The 16858-nt window shown below is 66.0% G+C and carries 14 protein-coding genes; 9 read left to right on the top strand and 5 right to left on the bottom strand.

The genetic code is table 11. The features are described from left to right. Positions 1 to 94: 94 nt before the first annotated feature. The 8 genes from chvE to G8O29_RS02640 all read left to right on the top strand — a co-directional run bounded on the left by chvE (position 95) and on the right by G8O29_RS02640 (position 10120). Positions 95 to 1141 carry a multiple monosaccharide ABC transporter substrate-binding protein gene (gene chvE, locus G8O29_RS02675; RefSeq protein ID WP_242678867.1) on the top strand — a complete coding sequence of 349 codons (1047 nt, stop codon included), beginning with the start codon at positions 95 to 97 and terminating at the stop codon, positions 1139 to 1141. Between the two features lie 64 nt (positions 1142 to 1205). Next, positions 1206 to 2747, top strand: coding sequence for a multiple monosaccharide ABC transporter ATP-binding protein (gene mmsA, locus G8O29_RS02670; protein ID WP_166401686.1), 1542 nt, complete (start codon positions 1206 to 1208; stop codon positions 2745 to 2747). Next, positions 2748 to 3917: a multiple monosaccharide ABC transporter permease gene (gene mmsB / locus G8O29_RS02665; RefSeq protein WP_166401685.1), complete on the top strand. Its 1170-nt coding sequence runs from the start codon at positions 2748 to 2750 to the stop codon at positions 3915 to 3917. Between the two features lie 8 nt (positions 3918 to 3925). Beyond that, a complete protein-coding gene (gene araD1 / locus G8O29_RS02660) occupies positions 3926 to 4897 on the top strand; it encodes an AraD1 family protein (RefSeq protein WP_166401684.1) in 972 nt (323 codons plus the stop codon). A gap of 9 nt (positions 4898 to 4906) precedes the next feature. Then, positions 4907 to 6652, top strand: coding sequence for an L-arabinonate dehydratase (gene araD / locus G8O29_RS02655; protein ID WP_166401683.1), 1746 nt, complete (start codon positions 4907 to 4909; stop codon positions 6650 to 6652). Then, complete coding sequence (locus G8O29_RS02650; RefSeq protein WP_166401682.1) at positions 6652 to 7572, top strand: Gfo/Idh/MocA family protein; 921 nt, start codon at positions 6652 to 6654, stop codon at positions 7570 to 7572. The genes araD and G8O29_RS02650 overlap by 1 nt, the downstream gene beginning before the upstream one ends. Positions 7573 to 7583: 11 nt before the next feature. Further along, complete coding sequence (locus tag G8O29_RS02645; RefSeq protein WP_166401681.1) at positions 7584 to 9092, top strand: aldehyde dehydrogenase (NADP(+)); 1509 nt, start codon at positions 7584 to 7586, stop codon at positions 9090 to 9092. Between the two features lie 2 nt (positions 9093 to 9094). Then, positions 9095 to 10120, top strand: a complete 1026-nt coding sequence (locus G8O29_RS02640) for an aldose epimerase family protein (protein ID WP_166401680.1) — start codon at positions 9095 to 9097, stop codon at positions 10118 to 10120. A 42-nt stretch (positions 10121 to 10162) separates the two neighbouring features. Here G8O29_RS02640 and G8O29_RS02635 read toward each other — a convergent pair whose 3' ends face one another. Next, positions 10163 to 10861 (bottom strand): SDR family oxidoreductase, encoded by a 699-nt coding sequence (locus G8O29_RS02635; RefSeq protein ID WP_166401679.1) that lies wholly within the window; start codon positions 10859 to 10861, stop codon positions 10163 to 10165. A gap of 424 nt (positions 10862 to 11285) precedes the next feature. Here G8O29_RS02635 and G8O29_RS02630 point away from each other — a divergent pair, with 424 nt between their 5' ends. After that, complete coding sequence (locus G8O29_RS02630; RefSeq protein ID WP_207623634.1) at positions 11286 to 11963, top strand: GntR family transcriptional regulator; 678 nt, start codon at positions 11286 to 11288, stop codon at positions 11961 to 11963. A 39-nt stretch (positions 11964 to 12002) separates the two neighbouring features. On the opposite strand, the gene G8O29_RS02625 is transcribed toward G8O29_RS02630, so the two are convergent. The 4 genes from G8O29_RS02625 to G8O29_RS02610 all read right to left on the bottom strand — a co-directional run bounded on the left by G8O29_RS02625 (position 12003) and on the right by G8O29_RS02610 (position 16763). Beyond that, positions 12003 to 14084: an oxidoreductase gene (locus G8O29_RS02625; protein ID WP_166401677.1), complete on the bottom strand. Its 2082-nt coding sequence runs from the start codon at positions 14082 to 14084 to the stop codon at positions 12003 to 12005. Then, the gene (locus tag G8O29_RS02620) at positions 14081 to 14839 is read right to left on the bottom strand and encodes a nitrilase-related carbon-nitrogen hydrolase (protein WP_166401676.1); all 759 of its coding nucleotides are present in this window, start codon (positions 14837 to 14839) and stop codon (positions 14081 to 14083) included. The genes G8O29_RS02625 and G8O29_RS02620 overlap by 4 nt, the downstream gene beginning before the upstream one ends. Positions 14840 to 14925: 86 nt before the next feature. Continuing rightward, entirely contained in the window at positions 14926 to 15945 is a 1020-nt protein-coding gene (locus tag G8O29_RS02615; protein ID WP_166401675.1) for an extracellular solute-binding protein, read from the bottom strand. Positions 15946 to 15962: 17 nt separating this feature from the next. Continuing rightward, the gene (locus tag G8O29_RS02610; RefSeq protein WP_166401674.1) at positions 15963 to 16763 is read right to left on the bottom strand and encodes an ABC transporter permease; all 801 of its coding nucleotides are present in this window, start codon (positions 16761 to 16763) and stop codon (positions 15963 to 15965) included. Positions 16764 to 16858: the final 95 nt, after the last annotated feature.

The following is a 16858-nucleotide window of genomic DNA, read 5'->3' as shown; positions in this document are numbered from 1 at the left end:
CGTCCGTGTGCAAGGGCAGCAAAGGCACGCCCAGATCGGATGCAAAGAAGAATCATCGGGAGGAAACAAGATGATCTTGACCCGCCGTGGCCTCATGGCCCTGACCGGCGCCACCGCCGCCCTTTCGGCAATGCCGCTTTTTGCCCAGGACAAGGGCACCATCGGCATTGCCATGCCCACCAAATCCTCGTCGCGCTGGATCTCGGACGGGGAATCGATGGTCAAGGCGTTCCAGGAGGCCGGCTATGCCACCGACCTGCAATATGCCGAAGACGATATCCCGACCCAGCTGAACCAGATCGAGAACATGATCACCAGCGGGGTCAAGGCACTGGTCATCGCGGCCATCGACGGCACCACGCTGTCGAACGCGCTGGACAACGCCGCCGCGCAGGGCATCAAGGTCATTGCCTATGACCGCCTGATCCGAGAAAGCGGGTCGGTGGACTATTACGCCACCTTTGACAACTTCAAGGTCGGCGTGCAGCAGGCGGAAAGCCTGGTCAAGGGTCTCAAGGAGCGTTTCCCGGATGTGAAGCCGTGGAATGTCGAGCTGTTCGGCGGCTCGCCCGACGACAACAACGCGTTCTTCTTCTACAACGGCGCGATGTCGGTCCTACAGCCGCTGATCGACGCGGGCGACATCGTGATCCCCTCGGGCCAGATGGGCATGGACGTGGTCGGCACCCTGCGCTGGGATGGCGCAGTCGCCCAGGCGCGGATGGACAACCTGCTGACCTCGAACTACGGCGACAAGCAGCTGCATGGCGTGCTGTCGCCCTATGACGGGCTGTCGATCGGCATCCTGTCGTCGGTCAAGGGTGTCGGCTATGGTTCGGGCGATCTGCCCATGCCGATCGTCACCGGTCAGGATGCGGAGATCCCCTCGGTCAAGTCGATGATCGCCGGAGAGCAGTATTCGACGATCTTCAAGGACACCCGCGAACTGGCAAAGGTCACCGTCAAGATGGTGGATGCGGTCCTTGGCGGCGGTGAACCCGAGATCAACGATACTTCGACTTACGACAACGGCGTCAAGGTCGTGCCGTCCTATCTGCTGGAGCCGGTTTCGGTGGACATCTCGAACTACGAGGAAGTTCTTGTCGGTTCGGGCTACTACACGGCGGACCAGCTGAAGTAGGCTGATCTGACAGGGCCTGCCTGCGCCGCTCCCGCGCAGGCAGGTTCCGCCAGCGGGAGGAAGAATGTCGATACTTCTGGAAATGCGGGAGATCAGCAAGGTCTTCCCGGGCGTGAAAGCGCTTGACCGGGTCAGCCTGACGGTCGAGGCCGGGGAAATCCACGCCATCTGCGGCGAGAACGGGGCCGGAAAATCCACGTTGATGAAGGTGCTGTCGGGTGTCTATCCGCATGGCAGCTATGACGGCGAGATCGTCTATGACGGCCAGCCCCTGCGCAACCGCGGGATCCGCGACAGCGAGCACAAGGGCATCATCATCATCCACCAGGAACTTGCGCTGATCCCGCTTCTGTCGATCGCCGAAAACCTGTTTCTGGGCAACGAGGTGGCGTCGAAGGGCGTGATCTCCTGGCCCATGGCCTTCAAGAAGACCGGGGAGCTGCTGCGGCAGGTGGGTCTGAACGAACCCCCCGGCGCGGTGGTCGGCAAGCTGGGCGTCGGCAAGCAGCAGTTGATCGAGATCGCGAAGGCGCTGTCGAAGAACGTGCGCCTTCTGATCCTGGACGAGCCCACCGCCGCGTTGCAGGAGGCCGATGCCGACCGGCTGCTGGACCTGATGCTGGAGCTGAAGGCGCGCGGCGTGACCCAGATCATCATCAGCCACAAGCTGAACGAGATTTCCCGCGTCGCCGACCGGATCACCGTGATCCGCGACGGCACCTCGGTCTCGACCCTGACCAAGGCAGAGATTTCCGAGGACCGCATCATCAAGGACATGGTCGGCCGCGACATGGCGCATCGCTACCCCGAGCGCGACAGCCATCCGGGCGAAATGCTGTTCGAGGTCGAGAACTGGTCCTGCTGGCACCCCGAACAGGCGGGGCGGCAGATGATCAAGGGGGTCAGTCTGAACGTCCGCAAGGGCGAGATCGTCGGCATCGCCGGGCTGATGGGAACGGGCCGCACCGAGCTTGCCATGTCGATCTTCGGTCGAAGCTATGGCAAGGGGCACCAGGGCACGGTGAAGATGCACGGGCGCCCGGTCGATGTCTCGACCGTGACCAAGGCGATCCAGGCCGGCATTTCCTATGTCACCGAGGACCGCAAGGCGCTGGGCCTGATCCTGGAAGAGCCGATCCTGAAGAACATCAGCTTGGCCAATCTGGCCGGTATCGCCCGTCGGTCGGTTCTGGACAAGCGGCGCGAGGCGCAGGTGGCCGAGACCTACCGCAAGCAACTGGCGATCCGCACGCCGGGCGTGCAGCAGAAGGTGGTGAACCTGTCGGGGGGCAACCAGCAGAAGGTGGTGCTGTCGAAATGGCTGTTCACCGACCCGGAGCTCCTGATCCTGGACGAACCCACGCGCGGCATCGACGTGGGCGCGAAGTTCGAGATCTACACGATCATGAAGGATCTGGCCGACCAGGGCCGCGGCGTTCTGATGATCTCGTCGGAAATGCCCGAACTGCTGGGCATGTGCGATCGGATCTATGTGATGAACGAGGGCCGGATCGTCGGCGAGCTGGCGCGCGGGGAGGCGAGCCAGGAGCGGATCATGGCGCTGATCGTCAAGGACAATGGCAAGACCACAGGGAAGGTGGCGTGAATGGCTGACAAGCAAGGTTCTCTGGGCGGGCACCTGCGCGAAAACGGGATGCTTCTCGCGCTGGTCGCGATCGTGGTGCTGTTCTCGGTGCTGGTGTCGATGCAGGGCAAGCCGATGTTCCTGCAGGCGCCGAACATCACCAACATCTTTCTTCAGAACGGGCATGTCATCATCCTGGCGCTGGGGATGCTGCTGATCATCGTCTCGGGTCATATCGACCTGTCGGTCGGGTCCGTCGCGGCCTTCACCGGGGCGGTCGCGGCCTATCTGACCGTCCAGCTGAAACAACCGATCTATGTCGTGATCCCGCTGACCCTGATCGTGGGCGGAGCGATCGGCGCCGCGCAGGGCTATTGGGTGGCCTATTGGCGGATCCCCAGTTTCATCGTGACGCTGGCCGGGATGCTGGTGTTCCGCGGCGCCACGCTGTGGCTTCTGGGCGGGCAGAACATCGGCCCCTTCCCGAAGGAATTCCAGGCCATGTCCTCGGGCTTCATTCCCGACCTGACCGGCGTGATGAAGCCGCATGGGCTGACCCTGATCATCGCGGCGCTGGCCATGGCCCTTGTGGTCTGGATCGGCCTGCGCGCGCGGAAACGGGACGCCGAATTCGGCATCACGCCCGAGCCGGCGGGCCTGTTCTGGGGCCGGACGCTGGTGATCGCCGCGGCCATGGCCTTTGTGGGCTGGCAGCTGGCCAGCTTCCGCGGCCTGCCGAACGTGCTGGTCGTGCTGACGATCCTGATCGTGCTGTATGCCTTCTTCACCGAGAATACGGTTCAGGGCCGGCGCATCTATGCCGTCGGTGGAAACGAGAAGGCGGCCAAGCTTTCGGGCATCAACACCGAACGGCTGGTCTTTGCCTGCTTCGTCAACATGGGCGTGCTGGCGGCGCTGGCGGGGATGATGGTGACGGCGCGCCTGAACTCGGCCACGCCCAAGGCCGGGACTGGGTTCGAGCTGGATGCCATCGCCGCCGTCTTCATCGGCGGAGCCTCGATGACGGGCGGGTCGGGCAAGATCATCGGCGTGGTGATCGGCGCGCTGATCATGGGCGTGATGAACATGGGCATGTCGATCCTGGGAGTCGGCATCGACTATCAGCAGATGATCAAGGGTCTGGTGCTGCTCGCCGCCGTGATCTTCGATGTCTACAACAAGAACAAGTGAGGCAGGCGATGCTGCATCTTTCCACCGTCCGGGGCGCGGGGGTCGTCGTGCGCGAGGGCCTTGATGCCCGCATCCTGCGCAACACCACCTCGGTCTATGAACTGGCCGGCGCCGCTATCCGGTCCGGTCAGAGTCTGGCGGCCGAGATCGCCCGTCGCGGGCTGGGCGAGACTGTGGATCTGACCCGGGCAGAGTTCGACCTGCCCGTCAGCCATCCGGACCCGGCGCATCTGCACCTGACCGGGACGGGGCTGACCCATCTGGGCAGCGCCGCAGCCCGCGATGCGATGCATGCCACACTGGAAGGCGCGGAAGCCCTGACCGACAGCATGAAGATGTTCCGCATGGGCCTGGAGGGCGGCCGCCCTGCCGAAGGCGAGGTCGGGGCGCAGCCGGAATGGTTCTATAAGGGCAACGGCCACGCGGCGGTCGCCCCGGGCGCAGCCCTTGAGGCCCCGGGCTTTGCCGAGGACGGGGGCGAAGAGCCCGAGATTGCCGGCATCTACCTGATCGGCCCGGACGGAACGCCGCACCGGATCGGCTGGGCGCTGGGCAACGAGTTTTCGGACCATGTGACCGAACGGGTCAACTATCTTTGGCTGGCGCACTCCAAGCTGAGGGTGGCCTCGTTCGGGCCGGAAATCCTGGTCGGCGCGCTTCCGTCGGATCTGCGCGGGAAAAGCCGCATCCTGCGGCAGGGCAAGACGCTGTGGGAAAAGCCCTTCCTGTCGGGCGAGGCCAACATGTCGCACAGCCTTGCCAATCTGGAACACCATCACTTCAAGTACGACATCTTCCGCCAGCCGGGCGATCTGCACGTGCACTTCTTCGGCACAGCTACCCTGTCCTTTGCGGACGGGATCAGGACCGAACCCGGCGACATCTTCGAGATCGAAGTCGCGGATTTCGGCCAACCGCTGCGCAACACTCTGACCTTCGCGCCCAAGGCGCCCGGCATCTGCCGCGTCCATCCCCTGTGAGGCAACATCATGAGCAATTTCAAACCCGCCCCCTGGCCGCGCCGCTTGCGTTCGCAGGAATGGTTCGCGGGCAACTCGAAGGACGCGATCTATCATCGCAGCTGGATGAAGAACCAGGGACTGCCCGCCGACCTGTTCGACGGCCGCCCGGTCATCGGCATCCTGAATACCTTCAGCGAGGCGAACCCCTGCAACGCGCATCTGAACGACCTGGCCGAGCGGGTGAAACACGGGGTCTATGAGGCGGGCGGTTTCCCGATCATCGTGCCGGTCTTTTCCGTCAGCGAAAGCGCCTTTCGCCCCACCGCGATGATGTTCCGCAACCTTGCCGCGATGGCGGTGGAGGAAACCATCCGCGGCCAGATGATGGATGGCGTCGTCTGCCTTGTCGGCTGCGACAAGACCACACCAAGCCTGCTGATGGGCGCGGCCTCGGTCGATCTGCCCACGATCATGGTCTCGGGCGGGCCGATGCTGAACGGCTATTATCGGGGTGAGCGTGTCGGATCCGGCACGCATCTGTGGAAGTTCTCCGAGGCCGTGAAGGCCGGAGAGATGACCGCCGAGGAATTCGTCGAGGCCGAGGCCTCGATGTCGCGCAGCCCCGGGTCCTGCAACACGATGGGCACGGCCTCGACCATGGCCTCGATGGCCGAGGCGCTGGGCATGACCCTTTCGGGCAATGCCGCGATCCCGGCGGTGGACAGCCGCCGCCGGGTGATGGCGCATCTGACAGGGCGGCGCATCGTGCAGATGGTGAAGGACGACCTGCGCCCCAGCCACATCCTGACGCGCGCGGCCTTCCAGAACGCGATCCGCACCAATGCGGCGATCGGGGGCAGCACGAACGCAGTGATCCACCTGCTGGCGATTGCCGGGCGCTGCGGCATCGACCTGACGCTGAACGACTGGGACGACTGGGGCCGCAACGTGCCCACCATCGTCAACCTGATGCCGTCGGGCAAATACCTGATGGAGGAATTCTTCTACGCCGGCGGCCTGCCCGCCGTCATCCGGCGGCTGGGCGAGGCGGGGCTGCTGAACCGGGACGCGCTGACAGTCTCGGGCGGGCCGATCTGGGACGAGGTGAAGGACGCCCGCATCCACAACGACGACGTGATCCTGCCGGCGGACCGGGCGCTTACGCAGTCGGGCGGCATCGTGGTGCTGCGCGGCAACCTGGCGCCGGACGGGGCGGTGCTGAAGCCCTCGGCAGCAAGCCCGCATCTGATGAAGCATCGGGGCCGCGCAGTCGTCTTCGAGGACATCGACGACTACAAGGCGAAGATCGAGGACGAGGCGCTGGACATCGACGAAACCTGCGTGATGGTGCTGAAGAACTGCGGCCCGCGCGGCTACCCCGGCATGGCAGAGGTCGGCAACATGGGCCTGCCGCCCAAGGTCCTGCGCAAGGGGATCACCGACATGGTGCGGATTTCCGACGCCCGCATGTCCGGCACCGCCTACGGCACGGTGGTGCTGCACACCAGCCCCGAGGCCGCGCGCGGCGGCCCGCTGGCGGTGGTGCGCAACGGCGACATGATCGAACTGGACGTTGAGAACCGCCGTTTGCATCTGGATATTCCGGACGAAGAGCTGAAGGCGCGCCTCGCCGCCTGGAAACCAGCGGTCGAGCCGCCCGCCTCGGGCTATGCGAAGCTTTACCACGACCATGTCGAAGGCGCCGACAAGGGGGCCGACATGGACTTTCTGGTCGGATGCCGCGGCAACGCCGTGGCACGGGAGAGCCACTGATGGCCCGCACCAAGGTCGCGCTGGTCGGTATCGGCAAGATCGCGCTGGATCAGCATGTCCCGGCGATTGCGGCAAGTCCGGACTGGGAGCTTGCCGCAACCGTCAGCCGCAAGGGAACGGTTGCGGGCGTGTCGGCCTACACCGATTTCGCCAGCTTCCTGGCCGAGCGTCCGGACGTGCCGGTGGTCTCGCTTTGTCTGCCTCCGGTGCCGCGCTTCGACTATGCCGAGGCGGCGCTGAAGGCCGGCCGGCATGCGATGCTGGAAAAGCCCCCCGGTGCCACGCTGGCCGAGGTGCACACGCTTCAGGCGCTGGCCCGCGACCGGGGCCTGACGCTGTACGCCACCTGGCACAGCCGCATGGCCCATGCCGTCGCCCCGGCGAAGGCATGGCTTGCCGACAGGGCGATCCGGAAGGTCCACATCACCTGGCGCGAGGATGTGCGGAAATGGCATCCCGGCCAGGACTGGGTGTTCGAGCCCGGCGGAATGGGCGTCTTCGACCCCGGCATCAACGCGCTGTCGATCCTGACCGAGATCCTGCCTGATCCCGTGCACCTCACCCGCGCCCGGCTGGAGTTTCCCGCCAACCGCCAGACGCCGATCGCGGCACAGCTGACCTTCTCGGGCAATGTCACCGCCGACTTCGACTGGCGGCAGGAAGGTCCGCAGACCTGGGACATCGACGTGGACACCGACGCCGGCAGGCTAGCCCTGCGCATGGGGGGCAACGTGCTGGAAATCGACGGGCAGCCCATGGCCGGAGAGAACACGATCATGGGCGAATATCCCGCGCTTTATGCGCGCATGGCCCAGCTGGTCCGCGCCGGGGAAAGCGAGGTTGACCTTTCCCCTATGGTGCATGTGGCCGATGCCCTGACCCTTGGCGAGCGGGTGACGACCGTCGCCTTCGACTTCTGAAAGAGGCTCTCATGCTGACTGGAAAACACCTGATCGCCGGCGAATGGGTGGGTTCGGCCCAGACGTTCCAATCATCGCCGGCGCATGGCCCGTCGCACAGCTTTGCAACGGGAACCCCTGCGCATGTAAAGACGGCCTGCGCGGCCGCCGAAGCGGCCTTTGCGGACTATAGCGCCGTCCCCAGGGCACGGCGCGCGGCTTTCCTGAACCGGATCGCCGACGAGATCGAGGCACGCGGCGCCGAGATCACCGAGATCGGAACCCAGGAAACCGGCCTGCCCGCCGCCCGCCTGGAAGGCGAGCGGGGCCGGACCACGATGCAGCTGCGGCTTTTTGCCAGCCATATCCTGAAGGACGGCTGGCTTGACCGACGCCACGATCCGGCCCTGCCCGACCGTCAGCCGCTGCCCCGGCCGGATCTGAAGATGATCCAGCGGCCCATCGGACCGGTGGCGGTGTTCGGCGCCTCGAACTTCCCGCTCGCTTTTTCCGTGGCGGGGGGCGATACGGCCTCGGCCCTGGCGGCGGGCTGTCCGGTAGTCGTCAAGGGGCACTCTGCACATCCGGGAACCGGCGAGATCGTCGCCCAGGCGATCCTGGCGGCGGTCCTTGGCTGCGACATGCCGCGCGGGGTGTTCAGTCTGGTGCAGGGCGGCAAGCGGGATGTGGGCGAGGCTCTGGTGCAGCACCCGTTCATCAAGGCGGTCGGCTTCACCGGATCGCTGGCGGGGGGACGCGCGCTGTTCAACCTCTGCGCCGCCCGGCCCGAGCCGATCCCGTTCTTCGGCGAGCTCGGGTCGGTCAACCCGATGTTCCTGCTGCCTGCCGCCCTGGCCGCGCGCGGAGAGGCCATAGCGAAGGGCTGGGCCGGTTCCCTGACGCTGGGTGCCGGGCAATTCTGCACCAATCCGGGGATCGCCGTGATGATCGACGGCGCCGATGCGGACCGCTTCGTCGCGGCGGCGAAAGAGGCGGTCGGCGCGGTCGGCCCGCAGACCATGCTGACGGACGGAATTGCCGAGGCCTTCCGGGCCGGCCGGGACAGGATCGCGCGCGGGTCCGGGGTCCGGTCGGTGCTGACCACCACCTGCGACCAGCGCAATGCGACGCCCTATCTGTTTGAGGTGTCGGGCGCCGACTGGCTGGCGGACCATGCCCTTGCCGAAGAGGTGTTCGGCCCGCTGGGTCTGATCGTCCGCGTCCGTCACGCGAGTGAGATGCAGGCCGTGGCGCGCAGCTTGCAGGGGCAGCTGACCTGCACGCTGCATCTGGACGACGCGGACCTCGACCTTGCCCGCACCCTCATGCCGGTTCTGGAACGGAAGGCGGGCCGGGTTCTGGCGAACGGCTTCCCCACCGGGGTCGAGGTCGTGGACGCGCAGGTCCATGGCGGCCCCTACCCCGCCAGCACGAACTTCGGGGCGACCTCGGTCGGGACCCTGTCGATCCGGCGCTGGCTGCGGCCGGTGGCCTATCAGAACATGCCCGATGCGCTTTTGCCGCAGGACTGGGCGAACTGACGATGGCCACCCCAACCAGTGCCGGGCAGATCGACGGTCAGGAGGTGCATCGCATCACCCTGACCGGCGCGCAGGGTCTAAGGGCCGAAATCCTGACCTATGGCGCAAGACTGGCCGCGCTTTGGGTGCCGGATCGCACCGGGGCGCTGGCGGATATCGTCCTTGGCTATGACGCTCTGTCCGACTGGAGGGACCGGGGCGGCTATCTGGGGGCGACCTGCGGGCGCTATTCCAACCGGGTTGCGGGGGGGCGGCTGGTGCTTGATGGCCGCACGGTCCAGCTGGACCAGAACGAGGGCGCGCAGCACCTGCATGGCGGCCGGGCCGGGCTGGACAGCAAGTGCTGGCAGATCGAGGATTTCTCTGACCAGCACGCCATCCTGACAACCCGATCGCCCGACGGCGAGATGGGCTATCCCGGAACCCTGACCGCGCGCGTCACCTATCGCATCGAGGGGGTAGGCCTGCGGATCACCATGGAGGCGCAGACCGATGCTCCCACGCCGGTGAACCTGGTCAATCACGCCTATTTCAACCTGGCGGGCCATGGGTCGGGCGATGTCCTGCGGCAGGAGTTGCAGGTCGAGGCGAACTTCTACCTGCCGGTTGATGACCGGCTGATTCCGACCGGGGAAGTCTTGACGGTGGGCGACACAGCCTTCGATTTCCGGTCCCTGCGCCCCATCGGTGCGCGACTACCCGGACCAGCGGGCTTCGATCACAACCTGTGCCTTTCCGCCCCGACCGGCGCCGATGGACTGCGTCCCTGCCTGCGCGCCAGGGACCCGGTTTCGGGTCGTCAGATGCGGCTTTCGACGACCGAGCCGGGCCTGCAACTTTACACTGGCGCGCATTTCGATGGCAGCCCGGGGAAGGGCGGCGCCCGCTATCCGCGCTTTGCCGGTTTTGCGGCGGAAACGCAGCGGTTTCCGAACTCTCCCAACATGCCGCATTTCCCTTCGGCGCGGCTGGACCCATGCGAGACCTACCGCCACGTCATGCTGTTCGACCTTACACCCGACTGTTGAGGAACAGGCGACAGTTGCACAGGTCCTGTCCGGTCCTCAAGGCTAGACCGACCGCGTCAGGCCGCCATCGACGCGCAGCGTCTGGCCGGTGATGTAGCTGCTGTCATCGGTCAGCAGGAAGGCCGCCGCCTTGGCCTGTTCCTGCACGGTACCGATACGCTTCAGCGCCGCCAGTTCGGCGTATTTCGCCACGTCCAGGCTGTCGGTGAACCCCGGGGCCAGGCAGTTCATCCGGATGTTCGACGGGCCGTAGCGGTCGGAGAAAAGCTTGGTGAAGGTCGAAACCGCTGCCCGGTAGGTGCATGAGGCCGGGAACCACAGGGACGGCTCGTGGCTGGCATAGGTTGTGACGTTCACGATGGATCCGCCCTTCTGCTGTTCCATGACCGGCGTGACGAGGCGTGCCATCCGGATGACCGATGCAAGGATCATGTCATGCGCCAGGGTCCAGCCTTCGTCCGGGATGGACAGAAGGTCGCCCTTCGGCGGATGGCCGGTATGGTTGAGGACGGCGTCGATCCGGCCATGCGTGGACAGCGCAAGATCGACCAGCGCCTTCAGATCCTCGGCGCTTTGCGCGACGCCGCGCCGGGCGACGCCGCCCAGTTCCGCGGCCAGCGCCTCGCAGGAACCGGACGGAGACATCAGCACAAGCGCATAGCCGCGCGCATGCATCTCGCGGGCCACGGCGGCGCCGATGCCGCGCCCTCCTCCGGTGACTATGCAAACCTTGCGGGACATGGGTGGATCCTTTGCAACGGTTGATCGGTTCGGAACAGCCCTGACCTCTGGCCGGGCGCCGGGGGTCTGCTCTCGCCGCATCCGGGCCGCGAAGATAGTCATGCTCCGTGCAGGATGCCCCCGTCCGGTGCCGCGGAACAGCCCTTTTGTGCGGGCGCATGTCCGTGCCCGTCGAACCCGTTGGACCCCCGCCGCTTGCAAGATAATCCGAACCTTTGGTGGACTGCCACTCCCTGTCGCCGTCCCCGTGCCGGTTTTGCCCATGGTTCGGTCTTCCCTTGTGACGACATGATGACGACAGTCCGCGTCAGGAATGGATGGTGTCGACTTGTTGGCAGGCGCTGGTCTAGGGTGCTTTGCGCAGGGAACCGGGAGAGGGGACATGCGGAACGAGACGGAACCGAGACGGGTCAAGGGGACCGGAGTGAGGTTCGCCTACGAGACGCTGCGGGACGAAATCCTGGCGTTGCAGCTGCAACCCGGAGCGGTCCTGGACGAGACATCGCTGGCGGAGCGGTTCTCGATGTCCCGCTCGCCCATCCGCGAGGCGCTGATCCGGCTTGCGGGCGATGACCTGGTGGTGACCCTTTCGAACCGCTCGACCGTGGTTGCGCCGATCGACGTGCAGAGCTTTCCGAAATTTGTCGAGGCCCTGGATGTCGCCCAGCGCATGACCACCCGGCTGGCCGCCGAACTGCGCACCGATCCGGACCTGAAGGTGATTGCCCGCCGTCAAAGGGAGTTCATCGCCACGGTTCAGCGCGGCGAGCATCTGGCGATGTCCGAAGCCAACAAGGCCTTCCACATGGCCATCGCACATGCCGGCCGCAATCCCTATCTTGCGGCCTTCTACGAGCGGCTGCTGAACCAGGGACGGCGCCTGCTGCACCTGCACTTCGCCTATCTGGAGCAAGGCGGGGAAGGCGTGCTTTCGACTGACGGCCATGACGAGATGCTGGCTGCGATCCGGGACCGGGACGTGGCGCGCGCCGATGCGCTTGCCCATGAACACACGCGGCAGTTCCGCGACAACTTTGTCCGCTATCTGTCGCAGAACCATCTGAAGGACGTGCCGCTCGGGACGCTGGGTCCGGCGGTCTGATCCGGTCTGGCGCAAGACCGGAGGACCGGGGTACCTCTGTCAGGGTGTGATCCGGTCCGGCGGAAGCAGCTGGGCGATTTCCCGCCGGAAAGGCAGGGCGTCGCCGGGATCGGGCTGGTCAAGCGCCTCGGCCCAGGCGCGGCCGGCGTAGGTGGCCCAGGCGATCGGTCCGGGGGCGGCGGCATCGCCGATCAGCTTCAGCGAGCGGATGCCGGCGCCCTGCCAGTCCAGCGCCCGGGTGGCATGGTACAGCCGGTCGTTCGGGCTGCGGGAGGTGACATGGAGGACCGCATCGCAGGGCAGCGCCATCTGCCGTCCGGTCCAGGCGCAGCCGAGGGTGATCTCGCGCGCGCCGATGGCTTCCGGGGCTTTGCCGAGGTGAAGCTCGACGCCAAGCTCCAGCAGGCGCCGCATGATCGTGCCCTGCTCCAGCGTGTTTTCGGTCCATTCCGCGACCTTCGCGGCGGGGGTGACGAAATGCACGCGGTTGTCCTTCGCCACCAGAAGTTCGGCCAGGACCGAGCCCATGTAGAAATGGTCGTCGTCGTAAAGCGCGACGGTCATGCCCTCGGGCATGCGGCCCGCCATCACGTCGTCGGGGGTGAACAGCGCCATGCGCGCATCGGTCGGAATGTCGTGCAGATGCAGCCGCGCGACGGCATCGCGGCGCCAGGTCGCCCCCGTGGCGACGGCGACATGGTCGGCCCCCATGGCGAGGATGTCCTCGGGCGCAAGGGGGCTGTCGCGGTAGATCTCGACATTCGGCATCGGGGCCATCTGGCCGGTGCGGTAATCGGCGACCCGGCCCCAGGCTGACAGGCCGGGAAGGGCGCGTTCCCTTGCGACGCGGCCGCCGAGGGTGGTGGTCGCCTCGGCCAGGGTGACCCTGTAGCCGCGCCTTGCGGCTTGCAGGGCGGCCTCCAGCCCGGTCGGTCCGGCGCCGACGATCAGGACGCTTTCGGACGCCCCTTTCGGCCACGCGCGCTCGGGATGCCAGCCCTTGCGCCATTCCTCCATGAAGGCGGTGTTCTGGGTGCAGCGGCTGATCGCGCCGGTCATGTCGCCGCTGACGCAGATGTTGCAGCCGATGCACTCGCGGATGTCCTCGTAGCGGCCTTCCTGCACCTTCAGCGGCAGGAAGGGGTCGGCGATCGAGGGCCGCGCCGCGCCGATGAAGTCCAGGATGCCGGCCTTGATCTGGCGCACCATCGCATCGGGAGAGGTGAAGCGTCCGACGCCCACGACGGGCTTCGAGGTCAGCGCCTTTATCCCGCGGACCAGGTCTTCCTGCGCGCCTTCCGGCTTGAAGCGACTGGTGCCCGAGCAGTTTTCCCAGGTGCCGTGGGCCAGGTCCCAGAGGTCGGGAAGGTCGCCGTGCATCGCGATGAAATCGCGCAGTTCGGCATTGGAAAAGCCGTAGGCGCCGGCTTCGTGCAGCGACATGCGCAGGGTGACGGCCATCTCTCCCTTCGTGGTCTCGCGGAAGTCCTCGACGACTTCGCGCAGGAACCGACCGCGGTTCTCCAGGCTGCCGCCGTATTCGTCGGTCCGGTGGTTGGTCGCGCGGCTGAGAAAGTGTTGCAGGATGCCGAAGCCATGCGCGCCATAGAGGCAGACGAGATCGAAGCCCGCCTGTCGGCTGCGGCGGAAAGCATTCACGAACCAGCGGCGGAGGTCGCGGATATCCTGCTTGTCCATGGTTCGGGCCTGAACCGGGTCTGAAGTGAAGGTCAGGATCGGGCCGCCGGAGACGGCCAGCGGCACCTCGCGGGAGTAGAGGTTCGGGCCGTTGATGCCGGAATAGGCCAGCTGGATGCCCGCCAGCGCGCCGTGCGACTTCATCGCCTCGGCCATCCGGGCCAGAGCCGGGATGTCGCGGTCGTCCCAGAGATGCTGTTCGATGAAGGGGGTGATTTCAGAGGTCGGATGGATCTCCGTCTGTTCGGTGAAGATCACGCCCCAGCCGCCCTCGGCCTTGGTGCGGCGCATCTCGACCACGGCGGAAGGGTCGCGGTAGCCGCCGCCGTTGCAATGCGGGACCTGGTAGAAGCGGTTCGGGGCTGTCTTGGGGCCGATCCGCATCGGCGTGAACAGAATGTCATGTGCGAGGAGACGGGTCATTCGATGGCCCTCAGATCGGCGGACTGGGTGGACAGGCGGGCCGGGTCGCGGGGTGGGATCTCGGCGATCAGCAGCGCGGGGTGATCTCCGGCCTGGGCAAGCACCTCGCCATGTGGCCCGGCGATCAGCGAGCCGCCGACATAGGTCAGGTCGTCCTCGCTGCCGCAGTAATTGGCGTAGGCGATGCTGACCCCGTGGTTTGCGGCCATGGCGGGCACCGTGTGGCGCACGACATGGGTGAAGGGGGCCATGTTGGCGGTAGGGGCCAGGATCGCGCGGACACCCCGGTCGGCAAGCGCCTTCACATGCGGCGCGAACTCGACATCATAGCAGATCAGCAGTGCGACCGTCTGGCCGCCAAGAGGGAAGGTCGCGAAGGACCTACCCGGAGTGAAGAGCGCGTGTTCGCGCGGCCCGTAAAGCTGAACCTTGCGGTAGTTGGCCAGCAGGCCTCCGTCCGCGCCGAAACAGGCGGCAGAGTTGTAAAGCCTGTCACCGTCGCGCTCGGCATAGCCCACAACCAGTGCTGTCGCGTGGGCGCGCGCGGCCGAGGCAAGGCGGCGCAGCGGTGCGCTGTCCAGCGGCAGGGCCCGCGCGGGAAGGTCCGGCCGGTTGTAGCCGGGCAGCCAGAGCTCGGGCAGGACCAGCGCCGCCGCACCCATCGCCGCGGCTGCGGCAAGGGCGGTCTCGGCCTCGGCGCAGGCGCGGTCCAGATCGGCGGCGGGCGAGGTGCCCTGCCAGAGTGCGAGTTTCATCTGTCAGAACCGGGGGTCAGCCCCCCGGACCCCCCGGGATGGTTGTGCAAGGATGAAAGGGGCCGGGGTGATCCGGCCCCCGGCGGTCACTTCTTCAGGTTGGTCCAGATCGCGTCATAGAGGCGCTGGGTTTCCTCGTCGCAGGCCTGGGCGAAGACGCCGGGAGTGATCCCTTCGGGCGGGTTGTTTTCCGGGCTGGTCTTGATCGCCTCGTCCAGGAACGGGTCCACCCCGATCACGCCCGAGGTATAGGCGGCGTAGTTGGTGACGGCCGCCGCATTCTCGGGTTCGAGCAGGAAGTTCATGAACTTCAACGCATTCTCCCGGTTCGGGGCATCCTTGAGGAGGACAACATTGTCCATCCAGACCACATGGCCTTCCTTCGGATAGACGTATTCGACATTCGCGCCCTCGGCACGCGCCTTGGCGGAAAAGCCGTTGTAGATCATCCCGGCCGCCGCATCGCCCGACACCAGCACGTCCTTGGCAATGTCCGAGCCGAAGCTGGCCCAATGCGGCTTGGCGGCAAGCAGCATGTCGTTCAGGGCCTTCAGCGCCTCGCGGTCCTGGGTGCATTGCGGGATGCCAAGGTAGAGGCTGCCCAGGATCAGCAATTCGTTCTGGCTGTCGAGCACGTTGATCTTGCCCGACAGTTCCGGCGGCGGGTCGAAGATCGTGGCAAGCGACGAGATGTCGCCTTGATAGACGTCACGGTTCACGCTGAACGAGGTCGATCCCCACTGGTAGGGGATCGAATGTTTCCGGCCCGGATCGAAGGGCACGTCCAGCCATTGCGGCTCGATATTGCCGAGGTTCGGCATTTCTTCGGGGGTGAAGCTGTCCAGCATCCCTTCGGCGGCCATGATGCCGACCATGAAATCGGCCGGCACGGCCACGTCATACTGGCCAAGCTTGCCTGCCTTTAGCGCGGCCAGCATCGCCTCGTTCGAATCATAGGTGTCGATGGTGACCTTGATCCCGGTCTCGGCCTCGAACTTCTGCACCAGGTCGTCGGGGATGTATTCGAACCAGTGGTAGACCTTGAGCTGGCCCTCGGCAAAGGCGGGCGAAGCGAGGAAGACCCAGGTCAGAAGCAGTTTTCTCATGTATCTCTCCATGTCGTTCAGGGGCTCTGGCGGCCCTTGCGGTTGATGAGGTAGGCGGCGGTGACGAAAAGGACGCTGACCAGCAGCATCAGCGTGGAAATGGCCATGATGTTCGGCTTGATGCCCTGCTTGACCGACCCGAAGATCGCGGTCGGCAGCGTCTCCATCCCGGCACCCTTGACGAAGTTGGTGATGATGAAGTCGTCCAGGCTGATGATGAAGGCCAGAAGCCAGCCCGAGATCACGCCGGGCATCATCAAGGGCAGCAGGATCAGCCGGAAGGCCTGGGCACGGGTGGCGTAAAGGTCGCGGGCGGCCTGTTCGTAGGTGCCTTCGATCCCTTCCAGCCGGGCGGCGATGGGCAGGTAGGCGAAGGGGATGCAGAAGGTGATATGGGCCAGAAGGATGGTCAGATAGCCGGTGCGCAGCCCGATGGTGGAGAAGAAGATGAGGGTCGCCACGGCGATCACGATTTCCGGGACCATCAGCGGCAGGTTGATGAGGGCAAAGCTGGCCTGTCGGCCGCGGAACGGCCCGCCGCGCACCATCGCCAACGCAGCGGCGGTGGCAATCACCGTGGCGGTGGTCGCGGCCATCAGCGCGATGGTGATCGAGTTCCAGGCCGCCTGACCAAAGCGCGCGGCCTCGCGTCCGGTGAAGACCTCGCCATACCAGCGCAAGCTGAAGCCGCCCCAGCTGGTAATCGAGGTCGAGGCGTTGAAGCTGTAGACCGCGACGACGATCAGGGGGGTGTAGAGGACGACCAGGCAGAGAATGGTCAGGGGCAGGAAGCCGGGATAATGCCGCACACCCTTCATGACCGCGCCCCCTTGCGGTGGCCCCCATTTCCCATCCCTCCCCCACGAGGGGGGAGGGAGGCGCGAGGCGGCAGCGGGAGAGCCCGAGGTCCGGG

The organism is Rhodobacter calidifons (assembly GCF_011174775.1).
GTDB lineage: Bacteria > Pseudomonadota > Alphaproteobacteria > Rhodobacterales > Rhodobacteraceae > Tabrizicola > Tabrizicola calidifons.
This window is presented reverse-complemented; position numbering and strand designations above follow the sequence as displayed.

Excerpts from the sequence above, each read along its gene's own strand:
- araD1 (WP_166401684.1), top strand. The coding sequence starts at position 3,926 with ATGCTGCATCTTTCCACCGTCCGGGGCGCGGGGGTCGTCGTGCGCGAG.
- G8O29_RS02650 (WP_166401682.1), top strand. The coding sequence starts at position 6,652 with ATGGCCCGCACCAAGGTCGCGCTGGTCGGTATCGGCAAGATCGCGCTG.
- G8O29_RS02640 (WP_166401680.1), top strand. The coding sequence starts at position 9,095 with ATGGCCACCCCAACCAGTGCCGGGCAGATCGACGGTCAGGAGGTGCAT.
- G8O29_RS02615 (WP_166401675.1), bottom strand. The coding sequence starts at position 15,945 with ATGAGAAAACTGCTTCTGACCTGGGTCTTCCTCGCTTCGCCCGCCTTT.
- G8O29_RS02620 (WP_166401676.1), bottom strand. The coding sequence starts at position 14,839 with ATGAAACTCGCACTCTGGCAGGGCACCTCGCCCGCCGCCGATCTGGAC.
- G8O29_RS02625 (WP_166401677.1), bottom strand. The coding sequence starts at position 14,084 with ATGACCCGTCTCCTCGCACATGACATTCTGTTCACGCCGATGCGGATC.
- G8O29_RS02645 (WP_166401681.1), top strand. The coding sequence starts at position 7,584 with ATGCTGACTGGAAAACACCTGATCGCCGGCGAATGGGTGGGTTCGGCC.
- mmsB (WP_166401685.1), top strand. The coding sequence starts at position 2,748 with ATGGCTGACAAGCAAGGTTCTCTGGGCGGGCACCTGCGCGAAAACGGG.
- G8O29_RS02635 (WP_166401679.1), bottom strand. The coding sequence starts at position 10,861 with ATGTCCCGCAAGGTTTGCATAGTCACCGGAGGAGGGCGCGGCATCGGC.
- mmsA (WP_166401686.1), top strand. The coding sequence starts at position 1,206 with ATGTCGATACTTCTGGAAATGCGGGAGATCAGCAAGGTCTTCCCGGGC.
- chvE (WP_242678867.1), top strand. The coding sequence starts at position 95 with ATGGCCCTGACCGGCGCCACCGCCGCCCTTTCGGCAATGCCGCTTTTT.
- G8O29_RS02610 (WP_166401674.1), bottom strand. The coding sequence starts at position 16,763 with ATGAAGGGTGTGCGGCATTATCCCGGCTTCCTGCCCCTGACCATTCTC.
- araD (WP_166401683.1), top strand. The coding sequence starts at position 4,907 with ATGAGCAATTTCAAACCCGCCCCCTGGCCGCGCCGCTTGCGTTCGCAG.